This window comes from Streptomyces sp. NPDC051662 (genome assembly GCF_040681655.1).
Classification (GTDB): Bacteria; Actinomycetota; Actinomycetes; order Streptomycetales; family Streptomycetaceae; genus Streptomyces.
In genome coordinates this window covers 374,300-394,841 of the sequence record NZ_JBFAZD010000003.1, presented here as the reverse complement: position 1 = coordinate 394,841, position 20,542 = coordinate 374,300, and the positions used below count along the sequence as shown (strand labels likewise).

Genomic DNA, 20,542 nt, shown 5'->3' with positions numbered 1-20,542 from the left:
GTTACGGATCTCCTTCGGCTCTGTCCGGGATGTCAGTCGGCGAGTGACGCGGCGGCGCTGAACCACAGACGGGACAGTGGCGCGGCGGGCTCACGGAGGGCGACGCGCACGAGCGCGACCAGATCGTCGGCCAAGGCGGCGACTGTCGAGGGGTCGAACATCTCGGTGCGGTACTCCACCGAGACCTGCAACGCGTCCGGCCCGGGGCCTTCGACGACGGACCAGACCAGATCGTGACCCGCCGTACCGCTGGGCAGGGTGAGCCGTCCCGCCTCCTCCCCCGGCCATCGCACGGCACCGGCCTCGATGCCGGCCGCCGCGCCGAGCGTCGCCGGTAGCCGGTGGTGGACGTAGACGACATCGAAGAGCGGCGCCCGGCCGGGCTCCTGAGGCACACCGGCCGCACGGACGATCTCGGGGAGCGGCACATCCCGATGGCTTTCCGCGTCGGCTACCACCCCCCGGATGCGCCCGGTGAGCCGGTCGAAGGAAGGCTCGTCGGCGAGCGCGATCCGCAGGGGCAGCGTGCGCGCGAACGGGCCGATCAACTCGCCGGTCCCGGTCGGCTCCCCGCTCTCTCCCGGCTTCCCGCTCTCTCCCGGCTTTCCGCTCACTCCCGGCTTCGCGCTCTCTTCCGGCTTCCCGGCGTCCGGCGCCGTAGTGAGTCCGATCAGCGCTTCTTCCGTCTCGGAACGCAGGGCGAGGAGCGTGGCGATGCCCGCGAGCAGTCCCTCCCGGGCTCCGGCGCGGCCCAGTTCGACGGCGAGGTCCGGCGGAACGCGGAAGGTGTGGGCGGCACAGGCGCCCGTACCGGCCAGAGGGCGCGGCCGGTCGGCGGGCAGGTCGAAGGCGCGCAGCCCGGCGAGGGTGTGCTTCCAGTGGTCGAGCCGGCCATTGAGCGGAGCATCCGCGCCCGGACCTTCCGCGCCCGGCCGGTGCCCCGGGCGCACATACTCCTGGTCCGGGACAGGGAGTTCGGGCAGCGCGGGCAGTCGCGCCGGGTGTCCGTGCAGCCGTGCGCCGTACAGGGTGAACAGGTCCCGGAAGAACACACCGGGCTGCCCTCCGTCGTACGCCGCGGGGTGGGTGGTCACCACAAGGATGTGCTCGATGGGGCCGGTGGTGATCAGCAGCGCGCGCAGTGGACGGCCCGCCACCGGTTCCAGCGGGCGCCGCCCTTCCGCCAGGGCGAGTTCCCGTGCGGCGGCCGGTGGGTCGTCCCGGTCGGAGGTGTCGACGGCGGTGAAGAAGTCACCGCGTACGGGGCGCAGCACCGCGTGACGCTCGGCCAGTTCCCGCAACGCGGTACGTAACCGGGCCCCGTCCATCTCGCCCCGCAGCTCCAGGCAGACGCTGACCGGGTCTCCGGAGACGACGGACGGGGCTGGGGTGTCCGGAGCGGCGGGGTCGGTGGCCGTCGGCTCGGAGGCGGCCCGCCGGGTGGGGGCAGGCCGGACGGGTATCTCCCCGTACGGGGTGTCCTCGTCCGCCGCGACGGCGCCCAGCAGCTCCATCAGCGCTGCCGACAGGGCCTCGACCGTATCCGCGTCGAAGAGCTGGGTGGCGTACTCGATCACCACGTCGAGCGACTCCTCGCCCGCCCGCTCCGCGACAACCACCGTGAGGTCGAACTTGGCCGTGCCCTGCGGCAGTCCGGGGAAGTAGGGACCGGTGTCCTCGTGTCCGGCCGGACCGAACAGGTCCTCGCCGAACGCGAGGCCCGCCGGAAGCGTCTGGTGGACGTACATCACATCGAAGATCGGGTTCCGGCTGGGATCACGCTCCGGTGCGACCTCACGCACGATCTTGTCGAACGGGATCTCCTGATGGTCGAGCGCGCCGAGCACCACAGCGCGCACCTGGCGCAGCAGCTCCCGGAAGGTGGGATCACCGGAGAGGTCGGAGCGCAGGGCGATGGTGTTGTTGAAGAAACCGAGCAGGTCCCACAGTTCGGGGCGGCTGCGGCCGATGGTCGGGGTGCCGATCACGATGTCCCGCTGACCTGACCAGCGCGAGAGCAGCACTTTGAGGCCGGTGAGCAGCACCATGAAGAGTGTGGCGGTCTCCCGGCCGCCCACGGCCCTCAGCCCGTTGACCAGTTCGCCGGGGATGGTGAACCCGTGGGAGGCTCCGGCGAAGTCCATCCGGGTGGCACGCGGCCGGTCGGTGGGCAGTTCGAGCGCCGGAGGATCGCTCAATCGACCACGCCAGTAGTCCAGTTCACCGTCGAGCCGGGAGCCGTCCAGCAGCTCCCGCTGCCAGCGCGCGTAGTCCCGGTACTGCACGGGCAGCGGTTCGAACCGGTGTACGCGGCCTGCCAGGCGGGCCGTGTAGAACGCCAGGAATTCCTTCAGCTGGATCTGGGGCGCCCAGCCGTCGTTGACCGCGTGGTGCATCGCCCAGCAGAAGAGATACTCGTCGGGCGCGACACGCACCAGCGTCACCCGGACCAGCGAGTCACGGGCGAGGTCGAACACCCAGCCGGTCTCGGCCCTGATGACCGCGCGCGCCGCGGCCTCGGGGTCCGGGTCGGCGGAGACGTCCTCGTACCGGAAGAAGTCGCCCAGCTCCGGGCGGATCACCAACCGGGGCCGTCCATCGGCCTCGACGAAGTTGGATCGCAGGGTCTCGTGCCGCTGGGCGAGATCTTCCCAGGCGAGCCGTACGGCGTCGGGATCCAGCGGGCCGCGGTGCCGGGAGACGCCCGGCAGGTTGTAGAGCGTGGTGGTCGGATCCAACTGGTGGTGGAACCACATGCGTTCCTGCCCGTACGACAGCACCAGTTCCTCGCCGGGGAGGATCGGCGGCAGCGAGGGGCCGTCGACCCGGGCGGCGGGCCCGGCCGACAGCTCCGGCCATGCGCCCTGTTCCGCCGGGGCCTTCGGCAGCCGGGCCGACAGGGCGTCCGCGAGGTCGCCGACGATGGGGTGGTCGTAGATGTCGACCAGTTTGAGGTGGGCGCCGTAGCGCCGCTCCATTCCCTGGACGAGCTGGAGCGCGATGACGGAGTTTCCGCCGATGGTGAAGTAGTCGGCGTCGGCGGGGACTTCGTCCGCGCGAAGCAGCTCGGTCAGGGATTCCTGGAGCCAGCTCAGCACCGTCTGCGAACCGGACGGCGCGTTCGGACCGGGCTCGGACACAGGCACGGGCACGGGCTCGGAGGCCCCGGGGACGACGGGTACGGGGACCGGAACCGGCGCCGGAACGGGCCTGGGCGCGGGGACATGGGCAGGGGCCGGGACATGAACAGGCGCGGCGGTGGGCGCCGGGGACGCCGCCGCCTCGGTGGCCGCCGCCGTCGGCGCCGCCGTCGACGCGGCCGTTGCGAACCCCTCGAAGGAGATGATGTCGTCCACGGGCCGGGCCCAGCAGCGGACGCCCCGGAGCCGGTGGCCGGGCAGCGGTACCCGCCGGCCGGCACCGCCCCCGCGTTCGCCCGCCGGCGCCGTCAGTACCGGCCAGTCGGGATCCCACCGCAGCTCGTAGAGCCGGGCGAGCACATCGAGTACCCCGTCCGTGCCGGATTCCAGAGTCAGGACGCGGGCGTCGGGGCGGCCGTCCAGATACTCCGACAGTCGCTCGCCCAGCTCTCCACGGGCCGCCAGTTCGACGAAGACGACGGGACCGCCCCCCAGCTGCTCGTCCGCCGCCGCCCGCAGCTGCTCCAGCCGGAGGGCCCGGCCGGCCACCGTCGGGTCCTGGCCGCTCGTCGCCCGCTCCAGCGCCGTGGTGTCGGCGGGCGTCAGGGTGTTCTGGAGATACCGGACGGTGTACCGGGAGATCCCGGAACTCATCAGCCCGCCGGGGGCCACTCCGGCCCGGGTGAGCCGGGTGTACGCGGCGAGCTGGGCACGTACCATCGCGGCGCGATCGGCCGGTACGGGCAACCGCTCGGGCAGCGCGTCCGGCGACGGGCCTGTCCCCGGCGACCGGCCGGGGTCGGCGTCACCGGAGAACAGAAACACCACGCGGGGCGCGGCGCGCCGGGATTCGGCCCGGCCGGCCCCCGGGGACATCGCCGTGCCGGGAGCCGCCAGCCGCTGCCAGGTGGCCTCGGCGGCCAGCGCGACGGCCAGTTCGGCGGTCCGGCGGGCCACCGCGCCGACGCGGTAGGGGTGGTGCTCCCGTCCCTCGTTCAGGGTCCTGGCGATATCGGCCAACGGCTGGGTGCTGTAGCGCAGTTCGAGCGAGAGCCGTTCGCACTGGGCGATGAGCTCGGCGGGCGTACGGGCGGAGACACCGACCAACCGCGCCTCGTCGATGTCGTCGCCGGTCTCCGCCGCGCGCCGTGGGGCCGTCGGAGGCGCCTGCTCCACCACACAGTGGGCGTTGATGCCGCCGAGGCTGAACGAGCTGACACCGGCACGGCGCACCTCGTCCCGCCAGGGCCTGACCGAGGTCACGACATCGAGACGGGCGCCGTCGAGGTCGATCTCCTCCGGTGCCCGTTCGAAGTGCAGCGAGGGGTACAACTCACCGTGCCGCACGCTGAGGATGGCCTTGACCAGCCCGGCGATTCCCGCGGCGTGGTCCAGATGTCCGAGGTTGGTCTTCACCGATCCGACCGCGAGGTCGCGTCGGTCGCCGGGGCGGGCGAGCGTCAGCCCCTCCACCTCGATGGCGTCGCCGAGCCGGGTGCCCGAGCCGTGTGTCTCGACATAGCCGGCCATTGCGATGTCCAGGCCGGCGCTGCGCCACGCCTTGCGGATGACCTCCGCCTGGGACCGGGCGCTCGGTGTGCTGATGGTGGCGGAGTGCCGGCCGTTGTGTACGACGGCGCTGCCGCGGATCACGGCGTGGATGAACGCGCCGTCCGCCAGCGCCTGCTCCAGGGTGGTGAGCAGCAGGACCGCGCCGCCCTCACCGCCGCCGGCCCCGTCCGCCGCGTGGTCGAACGCGCGGGACCTGGCGGTCGGCGAGCTGATGCCGGGAAAGTCCGCCACGGTGGCGGCGGGGGCGACGATATGGCGCAGGCTCACCCCGCCGGCCAGGGCGTACCGCGCGTCGCCGTCGCGCAGCTCCCGGCATGCCTGGTGTACGGCGACGAGCGATCCGTTGCAGCCGGTGTCGACGCCGTAACAGGGCCCGGTGAGCCCGAAGATGTGGGAGACCCGGGCGGGCAGTCCGCACGGGATGTTGCCGATCATGCTCAGCGTGCCGTGCTCGCGGACGAGCGGCGCGTAACCGTTGCTCGGGGAGCTGAAGATCACGGCGGTCTGGCTGTCGCGCAGGCCCTCGGGGGCGTATCCCGCGTTCTCCAGAGCCTCATGGGTGAGTTCGAGGGCGAGCCGGTGCTGCGGATCGGTGACCTCCGCCTCGCGCCGCGACAGACCGAAGTACTCATGGTCGAAGAGATCGATCCGGTCCAGATATCCCAGCTCCGGGTAGTCCACGGAGGGGTCCAGACAGGTGGACTCGACCCGCTCGGGCGGTATCGGGCGCACCGAGTCGACGCCGTTGCGCAGATTCGCGCGGAACGCGTCGAGGTTGTCGGCCTGCGGCAAGCGCGTGGCGATACCGATGACCGCGACGGCCGGCCTCGCCCGTGTCGCACCGTCCTCGGGGGTCGCACCGTCTTCCCGCGTCGCACCGGTCCCGTACGCCACACCCGTCCCGGTCCCGTACGCCACACCCGTCCCGGTCATGTCGCCCTCCCGTTCATGCGGCTCCCTGCCTTCACAGCTCATAGGCGGTCGGGGGTGTGGGGTCTTCTCGCCGAGCGTCCGCGCCCGCGTCCGTGCCCGCCCCCACACGGCTCGTGATCGCCTCCGCCTGGGCGGAGATGGTGATGAGGTCGAACAGCTCCCCCATGCGCAGCACCCCGGGCCATCGCTGGTTCAGCCGGGCGTGCAGATCAATGATCTTGAGGGAACTGCCGCCGACCGCGAAGAAGTTGTCGTCGGGTCCGGTCTCGGACTGTCTGAGGACGGCCGCCCAGATGGCGCCGACCGTGCGCCGGTGGCCGGTCCACAGCTCCCACGGGGACTCCGCGCTCGTACGGCCAGCGTCCGGACCCGCCACCGGGTCCCGCTCGCTTCCGCCCGCCGGCACGCGGTCGCGCAGCAGCGCCGCGCGGTCGGCCTTGCCACTGCTGTTCAGCGGCATCCGCGCGACCGGCACGAACATCGTGGGGACGGCCTGTTCCACCAGATGTCCGAGGCAGTGCCGGCGCAGTGTCATACCGCCGGGCGGTGTGATCTGGGGCCCGGCGGGCGTGACGAAGGCGATCAGCCGCGGCTCGTTGTCCTCGGCCGGCTCAGGGACCACCACGGCCTGGCCGATGGCGGGGTGGCGCTCCAATACGCTCTCGATCTCGCCCAGTTCGATACGGGTGCCACGGATCTTCACCTGGAGATCCGTCCTGCCGTGGTAGTGCAGCGCTCCCCGTTCGTCGACGAGGGCGAGATCACCGGTGCGGTACAGGCGCGCGCCCGGCCGTCCGAACGGGTCCGCGACGAACCGCTCGGCCGTTCTGCCGGGCTGTGCGGCGTATCCGAGGGCCACGAACGCGCCACCGATGTAGAGCTCGCCCTCCACCCCGGCCGGTACCTCGCGCAGCCGGTCGTCCAGTACCCAGGCCTCGGCGCCCGGCCAGGGCCGGCCGATGGGGATCCGTGGCCGGGAAGCGTCCGGGTCGGGCTCGACGGTGCAGGAGATGATCGTTTCGGTGGGGCCGTACTCGTTCGCCAGTCGCACACCGGGCAGCCGTTCATGGTGGGTACGCACCAGCTCCGGCGTACAGACCTCGCCCGCGACCACCACCAGCCGCAGGGAATCGGGGAGCGGCCGGCTCTCGTCCAGCAGCGCGCGGTAGTAGGAGGGAACGACGATGAGATGGGTCGCCCGGTGTCTGCCGGCCAGCCCGGCCAGTTCCTGGACCTGCCTCAACTGCCGCAGATCGGGCAGCAGCAGGGTGTGGCCGTTGCTGAACGACCAGAACATGCCGCCGAGCATGCCGTCGAACGACAGCCGCATCGCCATCAGGAAGGTGGAGGGCTCGGTGCCGTAGACCCCGCCGCGGCAGCGGATGGACGCCGCGAGCTGGGCGCGGCTGACCATGACCCCCTTGGGGAGCCCGGTCGATCCCGAGGTGTAGACGAGATAGGCGGGGGCGTCCTCGGAGACCGATGGGTACCCCTCGTCGGCATACACGGCCGACTCGCCCGTCTCGATGAGGCCGGGAATCCGGAGTCCGGCGGCTTCGAGCAGCTCCGGCGGGTTCGCCAGGCCCGTCATGGCGGGGTCGTCGCCCGCGCTCAGCACCACCGCGCAGTCGGTGTCCCGGAACAGCGCCCGTACGCGCGAGACCGGCAGGTCCGGTTCGAGCGCGGCCCAGGCGGCGCCGGTCCGCAGGGCGGCGAGTACCGCGATCACGGCGAGCGCGCTCTGCTCGACGCGGATGCAGACGACCCGGCCCGGCCGCGCGCCGCGCCGGCGCAGAAGCTGGGCGAGCCCGGCCGAGGCGTGGTCGAGTTCGCGGTAGGTGAGGGCCGCGTCCCCGATGATGAGGGCGGTCGTCTCCGGTGAGCGGGCGGCCTGTCGCCGGAAGGCGTCCAGGATGGAGAGCCCCTGGTCCGTCGCGGTCGCGCCCCGGTCCCGGCTCCCGGTCGCGGTCCGCGCCCGAGTCCCGGACGCGCTCCGGGCCCGCGCCCCGGCGGCTCCGTCGTGGTCACGCGCGTGGCTGTACACCACCATGGTCTCCCCCTCTCTCTCACTCCGCGCCGGTGATCACACGGGTGTGGCCCTGGTGCTCCGGAGCCGGACGGTCCTGATCGACCGCGAGCACCATCCGGCCCTCCTCGGTGGCGACCGGCCGATACCCCGCGAACCGGAGCGTGACCAGCATGTTCCGGTTGACGTCAGTGGGTACGAAGTGCGCGACGGGCCGGCGGCCCTCCGTCAGGGCCTCCCGGACCAGATGGTTGAGGAGGACACCGCCCACCCCCCGTGACGCGACCCGGCAGGACATCAGCATCAGCCGCAGGACCGAGTCCGAGGGCGTGAGTTCGGTGACGGCCAGGCCGATGATCCCGTAGTCACCGAACCGGTCACTGAGCCGTGCCACCCGCACCTGATGATCCGGTGAGGCGCTCAGTGCCCGCAGCTCGTCCGCGTCGTAGGTCAGGCCGGTGCTGTTGAGCTGATGGGTTCTGACGGTCAGTTCGCCGGCTCGCGCGAGATCGTCCTCGGTGGCCGGGCGCAGCCGCATCACCAGATCGAGTGAGGCGAGGAAGGCCTGCCGGTCCTCGCCGAACTCCTCCTCCGCCTCCCGGCGCCGCCACTCGGTGCGATAGAGCGCGCGTCGCCTGGACGCCTCCTCGGTGACCTGCTCCGGCTGGAATTCGGGGCGGTCGGGGAGTCGGCCGACCTCGTCGGCCGGGTAGCACCGCACCATGGGCAGTGCCGCCTCGACCTCGGCCCGCTCGGCGGGGTCGTTGTCGACGAACGCGAGGGTGTCCAGACCGATGTTGAGGGTGTCGGCGATCTGGCGCAGTGCGCCGGACTTGGCGCCCCAGCCGACCCGCACCGCGCAGAACCAGTCGTCCAGGCCGCGGTCCGTCAGATGGCGGGTGACGGCGCTGTGTTCGCTGCGGCTGGCGGCGGCGTGCAGGATGCCCCGTTTGTCGAGGGCGCTGAGGGTTTCCAGTGCCTCGGGGAAGGGCTCGGGATCGTCGTTCTCCAGTACGACCCCGTCCCACAGCGTGTCGTCCAGGTCCCACACCAGGCACTTGACGACGGGGGCGGCGGGGGCGGCCGACGGGGCGCGCGTGCGGGCGTCCTGGTCCGGTGTCATGCCGGCTCCCCGGGGCTTGGTGTGCCGGAGGCGGGCGGAGCCCCGAACTGACGCAGGAGGCGATCGGCTATATGGAGTTCGGACACGTGCTGCGCTCCTTCGATGATCTCCATGACCTTGGCGTCCCGGAAGTGGCGGCCCGGTCTGCTGTCGGGTTCACAGCCGGCCGAGCCGAGGATCTGTACGGTGTCCCGGCTGACCGAGGCGGCGGCAGCGGCGGCCGCGTACTTGGCGACGATGGTCTCCGTGACGCCCCGGCCGGGGCCCGCCGCTCGGAACTCCGCGGCCCGGCGGGCCAGTTCACGCGCGCCGGCGGTGTCCACCGCGCAGCGGGCCAGCAGGGAGCGGACCAGTTGGTGACCGGCGAGCGGCACACCGCCCTGGGAGCGGGTGGCGGCGTGCGCGGCGGCGTCGGCGACACACGCCTCGGCCATGCCCACACAGCCCCAGGCGACCGTGAAGCGTCCGTGGTCGAGCGCGGTCGCCGCGACATGGGACAGCCCGAGCCCCGGCTGGGCGACCAGATGGTCCCCGGGAACCCGTACCGCGTCGAAGGTGACATGGGCGATCCTCGCGGCGCGCATGCCCAGCTGGCCGGTCACCGGCTCCCGGCTCACGCCCGTACGGTCCGCCTCGACGAGGACGGTGGCCGGCCTGCCCCGGCTCTTGCCCAGCACCAGGAAGACATCGGCGACCGCCCCGAAGGTGATCCATTTCTTGCGGCCGGTCACCTCGATGTCCGCGCCGTCGCCGGGGTCGTCGATACGGGTCTCGACGGCCCCGAGCGCGCTGCCCGCGCCCTGCTCGGTGGCCGCGAAGCCCGCGGTCAGCTCGCCGCTCGCCAGCCTCGGGAGCCAGTCGGCGCGCTGCTCGCGGGTGCCCCAGCGCGCCAGCGCCGCCGCGACCATTCCCTGCACGGTCAGCAGCCCGCGCAACGCGCTGCACGCCCCGCCCAGGTGCGCCGCCGCCTCGCCGAGCGCCGCGGGGCCGAGGCCCGCTCCGCCGTACCGCACGGGCAGATCGGCGCCGAGCAGACCCGTCGCGGCCAGCTCCTCCCGTACGGAGTCGGGCAGTCCGCCGGTCCGGTCCCAGTCGGCCGCCGGACCGCGTGCCCCGGCGGCGAGTTCGGCCGCCGCGCGTATCAAGGACTGCTCCGCGGCGGCCGGTTGGCCGTCTCCCGGCCGGCCCGCGAGCGCCGGGGGGTCGTGCATCACGGTGTGGTGCGTCAGGGTGTCGTCCGGCGGCCCGGCTCCGGGCGTCGTGGCGTCAGGCACCCTGGTCATGGGTTTCCGTCAGCCGGTCGGCCCCGGTCTTGCGGAGCACGAGTTCCGTGATGCGGTTGGCTGTGCGGAAGCTGTCCAGGTCGAGGTCCTCCACCTCCACGGTGAAGGAGAAGCGCTCCTCGACGAAGGTCACCAGCTCCAGCGCGAAGAGCGAGTTCGCGAGGCCCATGGCGAAGTAGTCGTCGTCCGGGCCGATCGGCCGGCGGAGGGCCGCGGTCAGGAACTCCGTGACCTCTTCGGTGATGCCGGTGATGCCGTTCACGCCACACCCTCCTGTGGTCCTATCTCGACCAGCAGCAGACTCCAGGCGGCTACCGGACTGGCATTGATCAGTACGACGCGGTCCCCCGTGGCGAGTTCCTTGCGCTCCAGGGCCGTGTAGAGGTTCAGGAAGACATCGTTCGAGCCGAGGTGCCCGTAGCGCCGGAGGTTCTCCCGGCAGACGGGCAGGATGTCGATGCCGAGGGATTCCTCGGTGAAGGTGAAGCTGCCCGCGGACAGGTTGTGGCTGAGGTAGCCGCGGATGTCCGCCGGGCGCAGACCGTTTCGTTCCAGGACCGCGCGCAGCATCGCCGAGAGCGCGCCACGTGTCTCCATGGCGAGCCGGAAGGAGTAGGTGGCCGGGTCGCCGCACTCCTCGTGCCACTGGGCGGTGGGCCGGTCCCGGTACTTCACCTGGAAGAGGTCCCAGTACTGGCCGTTGGTCCGCTGCGCGATGTCGAGGATCCGGACAGGACCGCGGCGCGAGAGCAGCAGTGCCTGCCCGCCGTCGCCGTTGACCGTCACGGGGTGGCGGTAGCGCACCGCCGCGGCCGGCTTGCTGCCGTGTACGACCAGGACGTTGTCCATGGAGGCGTCCCCGGCCAGCAGCCCGCGGGCGGTGATCAGCGCGGCACTGATGGAGACACAGCCGAGCCCGCCCACCGTGAGGGTTGTCGCCGCGTCGGCGCCGAGCAGATGCTGCAGCCGGGTCGCCTCGGAGCTGAGCAGGGTCTCCGGTGCCCGCGACTCGACCAGGACCAGGGCTCCCAACTCCCTGGCGTCCACTCCGGATCGGTCGAGCACACGGCGCGCGGCGCGCTCGCAGAGGTCCACCGCGCTCACCCGGTCGTCCGCGCGTACGGTGTCGATTCCCAGGCCCCCGCGGGCGCGGAGTTCGGTCTCGTCCCGTGCCGCGAGCGCGGCGACCGGAACGACCGGATCCGGCAGATACCAGGCTGCCTCACGTACGGCGAGCGGTGCCGTGCCTCCGCGCTCGGCTGGATCGGTCACGCGCTCTCCCTCTCGGTCCTGGGCGGCGGGAAGCCTGGGCTTCTGAGCATCGGCGCTGTTCGGCACGGGAGTTGGGGAGAGCGGCTGGGACAGCCCACGGGCCGTGTTCGTCGAGCCGATCACCACACCGTGCGGACGGATGTAAGCACCGACCCAACCCAGCGTCATATGACGCAGATCACAGCGAGATGAGGAACGAGAGCATCCATTTCCTGACATACATCAGGCTCGGCCATGACATCCGTCACCCGGAGCCAGAGCAGCCCCCCTCGCACGCACACCCGCGAGGGACGGCGATTTCCGGCACACACGCCCACCCGCATCGCGACTGTGATCTAAATCACTTCCGGATACTTCGGCCCTGGCCGAATGCTCACCCTTCCTTCGCGTACGCCGACTCGCCCTCCGCGTGTGTGCCGCGGCACACACGCACCGGGGGTGCGGGCAGACCGACGGCCACCACACGGACCGCGTGGTCCATCAGCCCGACGAGCGACCGCGCGCCGCCGAGCTGCTGCCAGCGACGCAGACACGCGCGCAGCGCGCCGCCGGCGATGTGGTAGAGGAGCGCGGGGTACGAGTCGTCCGCGGCGAGACCGGTACGGAGGGCGATCGCCTCGATCATGCGCCGCTCGTCCCCCGCCTCCATGGCGGTCATCCGGGAGACGAGCGAAGGGTGTTCCGCCAGTACGGACACCCGGGCCAGCCACTCGTCCCGGTCCGCGTCGATGCGCTCCATCCCCGGCCGCCACGCATGGGCGACGGCGTCCAGCGGAGCGAGTCCGTCCGGGGCCGCGACGACGGCCTCCGCCGCCAGGACGGAGAACTCGGCCGCGTCCGGATAGGGCAGGACCAGCGCGTCCTCCTTCGTCGCGAAGTAGTTGAAGAAGGTGCGCGAGGAGACGCCGACGGTGCCGCTGATGTCCTCCACCGTCACCCCGTCCAGGCCGCGTTCCACGACCAGACGCAGCGTCGTGGACGCCAGCAGACGGTGGGTCTCGCGCCGCCTGCGTTCACGTAGGCCCTCGGGCCTCCCCGTTCGCGATCTCGGTTTCGGTGTCACATGATCGACTGTAGCCAGAACATTTCACGAACTGCAAGGTATGCAGACAGTGAAAGCTCTCCTTGGAACGCACCTCCACACTCGGAACTCACCCCTCCGCACCCGGAACTCGCCATTCCGTACCGGCGAAAGAAAATCTCCGCGGGCTATGGACCGGAAGGATCCTGTCCGTTTACCTTCTAGACATGCCTGGACAGGTACACAAGCACCATCGCATCGCCCGCGTTCTCGCCGACGAGATCCGCTCCGGCGTCCATACCGACGGCAGCAGGCTGCCCGGGGAGCACGCGCTCACCCAGCGGTTCGGCGTCAGCCGCACCACCCTGCGGCAGGCGCTCCAGGTCCTCGGTGAAGAAGGGCTGATCTCCACCCACGCGGGGATCGGGTCCTTCGTCACCTTCGACGGGACACCGCTGGACAACCGCCTCGGCTGGACCCGGGCACTGGCCGAGCAGGGCACCGAGCTGACGACCCGGACCCTCCGCTTCGAGGAGGTGACCGACCCGGAGCTGGCCGCCGAACTGGGCCTCGCGTCCAGTGCGTTCATCGCGCTGGACCGGGTCAGACAGCTCGCCGACGGGCAGGGCGTATCGCTCGAACGCAGCAGGGTCCCCGCCACCGGGGACCTTGTCGGGCTGCCGGAGCGCGGCCTCGACGGCGGCTCGCTCAACCGGGCGCTGATCGCCGCGGGCCGGATCACCGACTCCGGCGAGGGCCTGGTGTCGGTCATCGGGCTCGACGCCGCGGAGGCCGCCGTACTGCACCGCTCCCCGGGCGAGTCCTTCCTGCGGCTCGCCCAGGTCTACCGGGCCGCCGACGGCTCGGTCACCGAGCAGGTCACCAGCCTGCTCGACCCCGCCAGATTCGAACTGCATGTGCGCTCGGGCCGAGGAGGCCGACTGTGACCGACCGACTCGACCGCGCCCTCGGCGCGTACTACGGACTCGCCCTCGGCGACGCTCTCGGCATGCCCACACAGGTGATGTCACGGGAGGAGGTCGTACGGGTCTACGGCACCCTCACCGGCTTCGAACCCGCCCTCCCCGACAACCCGGTCAGCGCCGGTATGCCGGCCGGCTCCGTCACCGACGACACCGACCAGGCCGTCATCGTCGGCCGGCTGATCGACGAGGGCCGCGGCCGGATCGATCCGCTGCGCCTCGCCCATGAGCTGCTGGACTGGGAGAAGGAGATGAAGGCCAAGGGCTCCTTCGATCTCCTCGGCCCGTCCACCAAGGCCGCCCTGGACGCGGTGGCCCGTGGCGTACCGACGTACGAGGCGGGGAGATACGGCACGACCAACGGCGCCGCGATGCGTGTCACCCCGGTCGGGATCGCCTTCGCCGTCGAGCCGCTCGACTCCTTCCTCGGCCATGTCGTCGAGTCCTGCCAGGTCACCCATGACACGACCGTCGGGATCGCGGGCGCGGCGGCCGTCGCCGCCGCCGTCAGCACGGGTGTCGGCGGAGGCACACTGGGGGAGGCCGTCGCCACCGCGGTGGCCGCCGCCCGGGCGGGCGCCCGGCGTGGGCACTGGGTCGCGGGGGCCGATATCGCGTCCCGGATCGAGTGGGCGTGGGAGCTGGTACGGGGCCTCCCGGAAGCCGAGGCGCTGGACCGGATCTGCGCGCTCATCGGCACCAGCGTGGCCAGCCAGGAGTCGGTGCCCGCCGCCTTCGCGGTACTCGCCGTGGCCGACGGCGAACCATGGCGCGCGGCCCTGCTCGCCGCCAACCTCGGTGGCGACAGCGACACCATCGGCGCCATCGCGGGCGCGATCGCCGGATCGGTCGCCGGGCTCTCGGCGCTGCCGTCCGAGGCGGTCCGGACCCTCCGTACCGTGAACTCCCTCACCCTGGAACCCCTGACCGCCCGGCTGCTCGCCCTCCGCTGAGCCGCCCCGGGACCCCTGTGCGCCACGCGGACAGCCGGACACCCGGGTCTCCTTCGGCCCGGGGCCCGCTCCTCCCCGGTAACCGATCGCCTGGAGCACCCGCTTCAACCAGCCGCTTCAACCACCCACCCCTTCGCACCTTGCTAGGAGGTTCCGTCATGGCCGTGTCGAAGACGAACGATCGCGTCGGTGCCATGGAGACCCGAGGGATCGAACCGGTCCCCGACAATGAGCGGCACGGCCAGGCCGGACAGATGTTCTGGACCTGGTTCGCCGCCAATATCAGCATCCTCGGGCTCCCGCTCGGCGCGACCCTCGTCGCCTTCCGCGGCCTGAACATCTGGCAGGCGGTGCTCGTCGCCGTCGTCGGCTCCTTCGGCTCCTTCGCTCTCGTGGGGGCCCTGAGCCTGGCGGGCAAGAAGGGCGGCGCCCCGGCTCTCACCCTCTCCCGCGCGGTCTTCGGGCAGCGGGGCAACGCGGGTCCGACCCTGATCACCTGGCTGAGCCGGGTCGGCTGGGAGACGATCACCACGACCACCGCGGCGTACGCGCTGCTGGCGCTGCTCGGCATCGCGTTCGGTGTCGGCCGCAACACCGTGCTCACACTCGTCTGTCTGCTGGTCTTCATCAGCTGCACACTGCTCATCAGCGGTCTCGGCCACGCCACCATCATGTGGATCAACAAGTGGGCCACGGTCGTCTTCGGTGTCCTGAATCTGATCGTGATGGGCTTCCTGGTCGCGACCGTCGACTGGACCGAGGTCCTCGACACCCCGACAGGCCCGACCAGCGGTGTCATCGCGGGCATCGGCTTCATCGCGGCGGGTACCGGTATCGGCTGGGCCAACGCGGGCGCGGACTACGCCCGTTATCTGCCCCGCGAGATTCCGGGCAGACGGCTGATCGTGGCCTCGGCGTTCGGCGCGGGCATCCCGCTCGTGCTGCTGATCTCGCTCGGCTCGCTGCTCTCGGCGGGAGATCCGACACTCGCCACAGCCTCCGACCCGGTCGCCGCCATCAACGCGATGCTGCCCTCCTGGATGGCGATCCCCTATCTGATCGCGGCGTTCGGCGGACTGCTGATGTCGAACCATCTCTCCACCTACTCGGCCGGACTGACGATGATCACACTGGGGCTGCGGGTGCCGCGCCCCGTGGCCGTCGCCCTCGATGTGGTGCTGATGTTCGCCGGCGGTGTCTACTTCATGCTGATCGCCGATGACTTCTACGGCCCCTTCTCCACCTTCCTGACGCTCTTGGCCGTCCCCATCTCGGCCTGGATCGGGGTGATCGCGGTGGACTCGCTGCGCGGACGTACGCATGACCCCGCGGCGCTGATGGACACCACCCGCACCAGCCGGTACTGGTACGCGGGCGGCTTCCATCTGCCGGCCGTCCTCGGCTGGGCCGTCGCCATCGTGGCCGGTCTGCTCTTCACCAAGGCGTCGACGAGCGAGACCGACGTCTGGTTCGCGGGCCCGCTCGCCGACACCTGGTTCGGTGTGAACGGGCTGGGCTGGGCGATCTCCATGGCCGTCGGCGCGGCGGTGTACGCGCTGTTCGGCCGCCGTACCGGCGCCACGGCCGGCACCGGGAACGAGCCGGTCTCCCCCGCCCTCCAGGAGGCCGGACGATGAGCGGCCGTCTCATCCTCGCCGGGAATGTCATCGCCGATCTGGTGATCGAGGTCCCCGCGCTGCCCGAACGCGGCGGCGATGTCATCGGCACCCGTACGGAACTGACCGCGGGCGGCGGTTTCAACACCCTGGTCGCGGCCCGCCGCCTCGGTACGGAAGCGGTCTTCGCCGGGCTGCACGGCACGGGGCCGTACGGCGACCTCGTACGCGAGGCGCTGGCCGCCGAACACATCGAAGCGCTGCTGCCCGCCCGTACGGACGGCGACACCGGCTTCACCGTGGCCCTGGTCGACGGCGGCGGCGAACGTACCTTCGTCACCAGCTTCGGGGTCGACGCGGAGCTGACACAGGCCGACGTCGACGCGGTCGCCGCGCGACTGCGGCCCGGCGATGTGGTGCAGCTCTCCGGTTATGGGCTGGTGATGCCGGTCAACGGCCCGCTGCTGGCCCGCTTCACGGCGGGGCTGCCCACGGACATCACGGTGTGTTTCGACCCGGCGCCGCTGGTGGCCGACATCCCCGAGGCGGTACTCGCCCCGGTCCTGGCCCGTACGGACTGGCTCAGCGGCAACGCCCGCGAGGCCCGGCTGATGTCGGGCCACGACGATCCGCGCACGGCGGCGGTGGCGCTGCGGGAGCTGCTGGCTCCGGGCGCGGGGGTACTCGTACGGGCGGACAAGGACGGCTGCTGGCTCGCGGCGCCCGGTGAGGCGCCGCGGCATGTGCCGGGTTTCCCGGTCGACGCGGTCGACAGCAATGGGGCGGGGGACGCGCATGTGGGCGCGTTCCTGGCCCTGCTCGGCCAGGGCCACGACCCACTGACGGCCGCACGCGGAGCCAACGCGGCGGCGGCGTACGCGGTGGGGCGCCGCGGCCCGGCCACGGCGCCGGACCGCGCGGAGCTGGCGGCGTTCCTGGGCGGGGATCCCCTGGCGGAGCGGCTGTTCGGGGACAGCCCTTAGGCCTGGGCTGGCCTTAGGCCGGGGGCCTGGGGCCTGGGGCCTGGGGCCTGGGGCCTTACGTCTGGGTGGGCCCTACGTCTGGGCGGGCGCCGTCGCCGTGGCGCACGCCGGGTGGCCCCAGCCGTCCGGGTTCTTGGCGATGGATTCGCCCGCGGCATACGCGCGCCCACAGCGGCAGCGCCCCGGGAACTTGGCGTTGAGCGTCCTCTTCGAGCTCCCCGAGGTGCGCTGCCGCGACGGGGCCGCCTTCGCCGCACCGCCCGAACGTACGGTGTCGGGCGCGGCGGGCGGCTCCGGCGAGTCGTACGCGCTGCCCGCGGCCTTCTGGGCGATCGCCGCCTGGCTGGCGGCCCGGTCGGCGAAGTCATTGAACCGGTCGCCGTTCACCTGGTGCGCGGGCACATACCGGAACTCCACCGAGCGCCCCGTGAGCAGCGTGTCGATACTGACGACCAGTTCCTGGTTGGCGACGGGCTTGCCTGCGGATGTCTTCCAGCCCTTGCGCTTCCATCCGGGCAGCCAGGTGGTGACCGCCTTCATGGCGTACTGCGAGTCCATCCGGATCTCCAGCGGAACGCCGGGGTCGACGGCCATCAACAGCCGCTCCAGCGCGGTGAGTTCCGCGACATTGTTGGTCGCCGTGCCCAGCGGGCCCGCCTCCCACCGTACGGAGGTCCCGTCCCCCTCGGCGATGACCCAGGCCCAGCCGGCGGGCCCGGGATTTCCTTTCGACGCCCCGTCACACGCGGCGATAACGCGTTCAGCCATGCCACCGATCATGCCAGTGCCGCGTGGCCCGCCGAGCACCGCACCCTCGTCTCCCCCGCCGACCGAGCCGTTTGTCCCTCCGGGCCGGGCTCCGGCCACGCTCCGGTCGGGCTCGGATCAGACTCCGGTCAACCGCAGGATGACCTTGCCCATGACATGTCCGCCCTGGCTGATCTCATGGGCCTTCGCCGCGTCGGCGAGCGTGAACTCCGTGGCGATACGGACACCGAACTTGCCCTCGTCGGCGAGGCGCGCGGCCTTGGCCAGGGCGTCGAACGCCGATGCCTTGGTGGTGATCCGTACGCCGTGCTCGGCGGCGGAGAGGTCGGCGACGGTCACCACCCGGTCGGGGGAACCGGTGATCGCGACGAGATCCGGCAGGGATCCCTTCCCGACGGTGTCGAGCGCGGCATCGACCCCGTTCGGGGCGAGGGCGGCCACACGCTCGGGCAGTCCCGGTCCGTAGGTGGTGGGCTCGGCGCCGAGGGAGCGCAGATACGCGTGGTTCGACTCACCGGCCGTACCGATCACGGCGACCCCGTCGGCGAGCGCGAACTGCGTGGCGGCGCTCCCCACCCCGCCCGCGGCACCGTCGATCAGAAGCGTCTGCCCGGGGGACGGACCGAGGATCTTCAGGGCGCGCGCCGCGGTCTCCGAGGCGAACGCGAGCCCAGCCGCCTGGGACCAGTCGAGCGAGGCGGGCTTCGGAGCGAAGTGATCCAGGACGGCGAACTGCGCGGAGGTCGCGGTGCCCAGCCCGAACACCTCGTCCCCCACGGCGACCGTGTCGACGCCCTCGCCGACCTCGTCGACGACACCGGCCGCCTCCATGCCGGGAATCGCGGGCAGTTTCCGCGGCATCAGATCCTTGAGCCCTCCGGACCGCACCTTCCAGTCGACAGGGTTCACCCCGGCGGCGTACACCGCGATGCGGATCTGTCCGGGACCGGCGTGCGGTTCCGGCATGGTGGCCACCCCGAGAACCGACGGATCGCCGTACTCCGCGTACTCCACTGCCAACATGTCCCTGCGTCCTCTCGGTCCGATCCCGTCCTCCCCCACCCCCACTCTGTGGCACACCTCTGTACGGCACACCTCGGAACGGCACTGTCGGACACCGCCTCCATACTGTGGCGGTGAACTCTTCGAACGCGCCCCGCTTTGATCTGCTGCTGCACGCCTACGGTCGGGCCGTGGACACCCCGGGCCATCTCGACGCGCTGACGGCCGGGGACCCGGCGGCCCGTGACGCGGCTGTCCACCATCTGAACTCCGCGATCGTGCACCAGGGCACGCCATGGACCGCCACCGGACCGGCCACCGAGTACGTCAGCGCGATAATCCGGCGCGGCGCCGTCACGGACGAGGAGACGCTGGTGAGGCTTCTGCGCTTCCTGGGGGAGGTGGCCGAATCCGCCGCGATCGGCGCCGAGGACGACATCGAGTCCCTTGCCCGTCCCGCCGGGCGGGACATCGAGGCCGAGGTCGCAGCGATGCTGGAGCCCGCTGACGCGAACGTTGTCGACGGCGCCCGCGGTCGCGACAGCGAGAATGACGAGGACGACGACAACGAGGACGTCACGGAACTCCTCTACGACGACGAGGTGCGCGCCGACGCCTTGTTCGCGCGTGCCGTCCTGGAGTGCCGCGCCGCGCTGCCCGGGATCGTCGCGGCAGCCGAGAACGCCGGGACCCATCCCGACGAGCGGGTACGCGCGGAGGCCGCGGAGACCCTGGCCGCCGCGACCGCGGCGCTGCCTTCGGATGCCATGCCCCACTGACGGGCAGCGTCAGGAACGGCGAGCGTTCGCGCTGTCCAGAGCCGCGGTGAGCCTGCCGAGCGACTGGTGCAGCGCGGTGAGTTCAGCCTCGTCGAAACCGGTCGAGGCGAGCACCGTCTCGGGCAGCACCCGGGCGCGCCGCTTGAGCGCGGCGCCCGAGGTGGTCAGCCGGACACTCACCGAGCGCTCGTCGCTGCGGCTGCGCTCGCGCACCACGAGTCCGGCCGCTTCCAGTCGCTTGAGCAGGGGCGAGAGGGTCCCGGAGTCGAGCCGGAGCGCGAGGCCCAGTTCCTTGACGGTCAGCGAGTCGTGCTCCCAGAGCGCGAGCATCGCCAGGTACTGCGGGTACGTCAGGCCCAGCTCCCCGAGAAGCGGCCGGTAGAGCGCGTCGAACGCGCGGGATGCCGCGTGCAGCGCGAAGCACACCTGCCGGTCCAGGCGCAGCATCTCCTCCGGGCGGGCTGCCCCGCGTCCCGACGGGGTGAGGTGTGCCGCCCCGTTCTCCAGGGCCGTGTCCGCTGTGCGTTCCATGACGCCATCGTACTCTTCAGTTGTGCGCAATTGAATTGCACTACACTCTTCTCGTGGAGGTCGGCCGACGCCCCCGTCGTCGGCCGCACTCCCAGCCATGCCGCGCCACTTCTGAGGAGATCCGATGACCACGACGCACTACACCGCCATCGCCACCGCGAACGGCCGCGACGGCCGGGCGGTCAGCTCCGACGGCCTCCTGGACGTCCAGCTGGCGCCGCCGCGTGAGATGGGCGGCAGCGGCAAGGGCACCAACCCCGAGCAGCTCTTCGCCGCCGGCTACGCCGCCTGCTTCGCCAGCGCTCTGGGCGCGGTGGGCCGCGCGGGCGGTCATGACACCAAGGACGTGTCCGTAACGGCTGAGGTCGGCATCGGCGGCGATGTGGCCTCGGGCTTCGGGCTCTCCGTCGTCCTGCGGGTCGAGCTGCCCGAGCACCTCGAAGGCCCGCTGGGCAAGGAACTCGTCGACCAGGCCCACCAGGTCTGCCCGTACTCCAACGCCACCCGCGGCAACATCCCCGTCGAGCTGGTCATCGAGTAACGGCCGGCCGCCGCTC

The 20,542-nt window shown here is 71.8% G+C and carries 16 protein-coding genes; 6 read left to right on the top strand and 10 right to left on the bottom strand.

Translation table 11 applies throughout. The annotated features are described in order from the left end of the window. Nucleotides 1-32: 32 nt before the first annotated feature. The 7 genes from AB0M67_RS07210 to AB0M67_RS07180 all read right to left on the bottom strand — a co-directional run bounded on the left by AB0M67_RS07210 (nt 33) and on the right by AB0M67_RS07180 (nt 12,412). Complete coding sequence (locus tag AB0M67_RS07210) at nt 33-5,645, bottom strand: condensation domain-containing protein (protein WP_365743525.1); 5,613 nt, start codon at nt 5,643-5,645, stop codon at nt 33-35. Between the two features lie 31 nt (nt 5,646-5,676). Continuing rightward, entirely contained in the window at nt 5,677-7,695 is a 2,019-nt protein-coding gene (locus tag AB0M67_RS07205) for an amino acid adenylation domain-containing protein (protein WP_365743523.1), read from the bottom strand. A 16-nt stretch (nt 7,696-7,711) separates the two neighbouring features. Further along, the gene (locus tag AB0M67_RS07200; protein WP_365743520.1) at nt 7,712-8,794 is read right to left on the bottom strand and encodes an HAD-IIIC family phosphatase; all 1,083 of its coding nucleotides are present in this window, start codon (nt 8,792-8,794) and stop codon (nt 7,712-7,714) included. Continuing rightward, nucleotides 8,791-10,077 carry an acyl-CoA dehydrogenase family protein gene (locus AB0M67_RS07195; RefSeq protein ID WP_365743518.1) on the bottom strand — a complete coding sequence of 429 codons (1,287 nt, stop codon included), beginning with the start codon at nt 10,075-10,077 and terminating at the stop codon, nt 8,791-8,793. The genes AB0M67_RS07200 and AB0M67_RS07195 overlap by 4 nt, the downstream gene beginning before the upstream one ends. After that, nucleotides 10,061-10,339 carry a phosphopantetheine-binding protein gene (locus AB0M67_RS07190; protein ID WP_365743517.1) on the bottom strand — a complete coding sequence of 93 codons (279 nt, stop codon included), beginning with the start codon at nt 10,337-10,339 and terminating at the stop codon, nt 10,061-10,063. Before AB0M67_RS07190 ends, AB0M67_RS07195 begins: the two co-directional genes overlap by 17 nt. Continuing rightward, complete coding sequence (locus AB0M67_RS07185) at nt 10,336-11,349, bottom strand: ketoacyl-ACP synthase III family protein (RefSeq protein ID WP_365743515.1); 1,014 nt, start codon at nt 11,347-11,349, stop codon at nt 10,336-10,338. The genes AB0M67_RS07190 and AB0M67_RS07185 overlap by 4 nt, the downstream gene beginning before the upstream one ends. A 373-nt stretch (nt 11,350-11,722) precedes the next feature. Beyond that, nucleotides 11,723-12,412 (bottom strand): TetR family transcriptional regulator, encoded by a 690-nt coding sequence (locus AB0M67_RS07180; protein ID WP_365743513.1) that lies wholly within the window; start codon nt 12,410-12,412, stop codon nt 11,723-11,725. A gap of 185 nt (nt 12,413-12,597) precedes the next feature. Between AB0M67_RS07180 and AB0M67_RS07175 the strand changes: the two genes are divergently transcribed. The 4 genes from AB0M67_RS07175 to AB0M67_RS07160 all read left to right on the top strand — a co-directional run bounded on the left by AB0M67_RS07175 (nt 12,598) and on the right by AB0M67_RS07160 (nt 16,905). Next, a complete protein-coding gene (locus tag AB0M67_RS07175; protein WP_365743512.1) occupies nt 12,598-13,317 on the top strand; it encodes a GntR family transcriptional regulator in 720 nt (239 codons plus the stop codon). Beyond that, nucleotides 13,314-14,306: an ADP-ribosylglycohydrolase family protein gene (locus AB0M67_RS07170; protein ID WP_365743511.1), complete on the top strand. Its 993-nt coding sequence runs from the start codon at nt 13,314-13,316 to the stop codon at nt 14,304-14,306. Before AB0M67_RS07175 ends, AB0M67_RS07170 begins: the two co-directional genes overlap by 4 nt. Before the next feature lie 158 nt (nt 14,307-14,464). Continuing rightward, nucleotides 14,465-15,943, top strand: a complete 1,479-nt coding sequence (locus tag AB0M67_RS07165) for a cytosine permease (RefSeq protein WP_365743509.1) — start codon at nt 14,465-14,467, stop codon at nt 15,941-15,943. Continuing rightward, nucleotides 15,940-16,905: a PfkB family carbohydrate kinase gene (locus AB0M67_RS07160; RefSeq protein WP_365743507.1), complete on the top strand. Its 966-nt coding sequence runs from the start codon at nt 15,940-15,942 to the stop codon at nt 16,903-16,905. Before AB0M67_RS07165 ends, AB0M67_RS07160 begins: the two co-directional genes overlap by 4 nt. A 72-nt stretch (nt 16,906-16,977) precedes the next feature. Here AB0M67_RS07160 and AB0M67_RS07155 read toward each other — a convergent pair whose 3' ends face one another. After that, complete coding sequence (locus AB0M67_RS07155) at nt 16,978-17,685, bottom strand: ribonuclease H (protein ID WP_365743505.1); 708 nt, start codon at nt 17,683-17,685, stop codon at nt 16,978-16,980. A 105-nt stretch (nt 17,686-17,790) separates the two neighbouring features. Further along, nucleotides 17,791-18,696 carry an NADP-dependent oxidoreductase gene (locus AB0M67_RS07150; RefSeq protein ID WP_365743503.1) on the bottom strand — a complete coding sequence of 302 codons (906 nt, stop codon included), beginning with the start codon at nt 18,694-18,696 and terminating at the stop codon, nt 17,791-17,793. Nucleotides 18,697-18,809: 113 nt separating this feature from the next. Here AB0M67_RS07150 and AB0M67_RS07145 point away from each other — a divergent pair, with 113 nt between their 5' ends. After that, nucleotides 18,810-19,454, top strand: coding sequence for a hypothetical protein (locus AB0M67_RS07145; protein ID WP_365743501.1), 645 nt, complete (start codon nt 18,810-18,812; stop codon nt 19,452-19,454). A gap of 9 nt (nt 19,455-19,463) precedes the next feature. Here the strand turns inward: AB0M67_RS07145 and AB0M67_RS07140 are convergent, their stop codons facing one another. Then, nucleotides 19,464-19,901 (bottom strand): MarR family transcriptional regulator, encoded by a 438-nt coding sequence (locus tag AB0M67_RS07140; RefSeq protein WP_365743726.1) that lies wholly within the window; start codon nt 19,899-19,901, stop codon nt 19,464-19,466. A gap of 208 nt (nt 19,902-20,109) precedes the next feature. Between AB0M67_RS07140 and AB0M67_RS07135 the strand changes: the two genes are divergently transcribed. After that, the gene (locus AB0M67_RS07135) at nt 20,110-20,526 is read left to right on the top strand and encodes an organic hydroperoxide resistance protein (protein ID WP_365743499.1); all 417 of its coding nucleotides are present in this window, start codon (nt 20,110-20,112) and stop codon (nt 20,524-20,526) included. Nucleotides 20,527-20,542 lie beyond the last annotated feature (16 nt).

Coding starts and splice junctions, on each gene's coding strand:
- AB0M67_RS07210 (WP_365743525.1), bottom strand. CDS start 5,645: ATGACCGGGACGGGTGTGGCGTACGGGACCGGGACGGGTGTGGCGTAC.
- AB0M67_RS07205 (WP_365743523.1), bottom strand. CDS start 7,695: ATGGTGGTGTACAGCCACGCGCGTGACCACGACGGAGCCGCCGGGGCG.
- AB0M67_RS07200 (WP_365743520.1), bottom strand. CDS start 8,794: ATGACACCGGACCAGGACGCCCGCACGCGCGCCCCGTCGGCCGCCCCC.
- AB0M67_RS07195 (WP_365743518.1), bottom strand. CDS start 10,077: ATGACCAGGGTGCCTGACGCCACGACGCCCGGAGCCGGGCCGCCGGAC.
- AB0M67_RS07175 (WP_365743512.1), top strand. CDS start 12,598: ATGCCTGGACAGGTACACAAGCACCATCGCATCGCCCGCGTTCTCGCC.
- AB0M67_RS07165 (WP_365743509.1), top strand. CDS start 14,465: ATGGCCGTGTCGAAGACGAACGATCGCGTCGGTGCCATGGAGACCCGA.
- AB0M67_RS07160 (WP_365743507.1), top strand. CDS start 15,940: ATGAGCGGCCGTCTCATCCTCGCCGGGAATGTCATCGCCGATCTGGTG.
- AB0M67_RS07155 (WP_365743505.1), bottom strand. CDS start 17,685: ATGATCGGTGGCATGGCTGAACGCGTTATCGCCGCGTGTGACGGGGCG.
- AB0M67_RS07150 (WP_365743503.1), bottom strand. CDS start 18,696: ATGTTGGCAGTGGAGTACGCGGAGTACGGCGATCCGTCGGTTCTCGGG.
- AB0M67_RS07140 (WP_365743726.1), bottom strand. CDS start 19,901: ATGCTGCGCCTGGACCGGCAGGTGTGCTTCGCGCTGCACGCGGCATCC.
- AB0M67_RS07135 (WP_365743499.1), top strand. CDS start 20,110: ATGACCACGACGCACTACACCGCCATCGCCACCGCGAACGGCCGCGAC.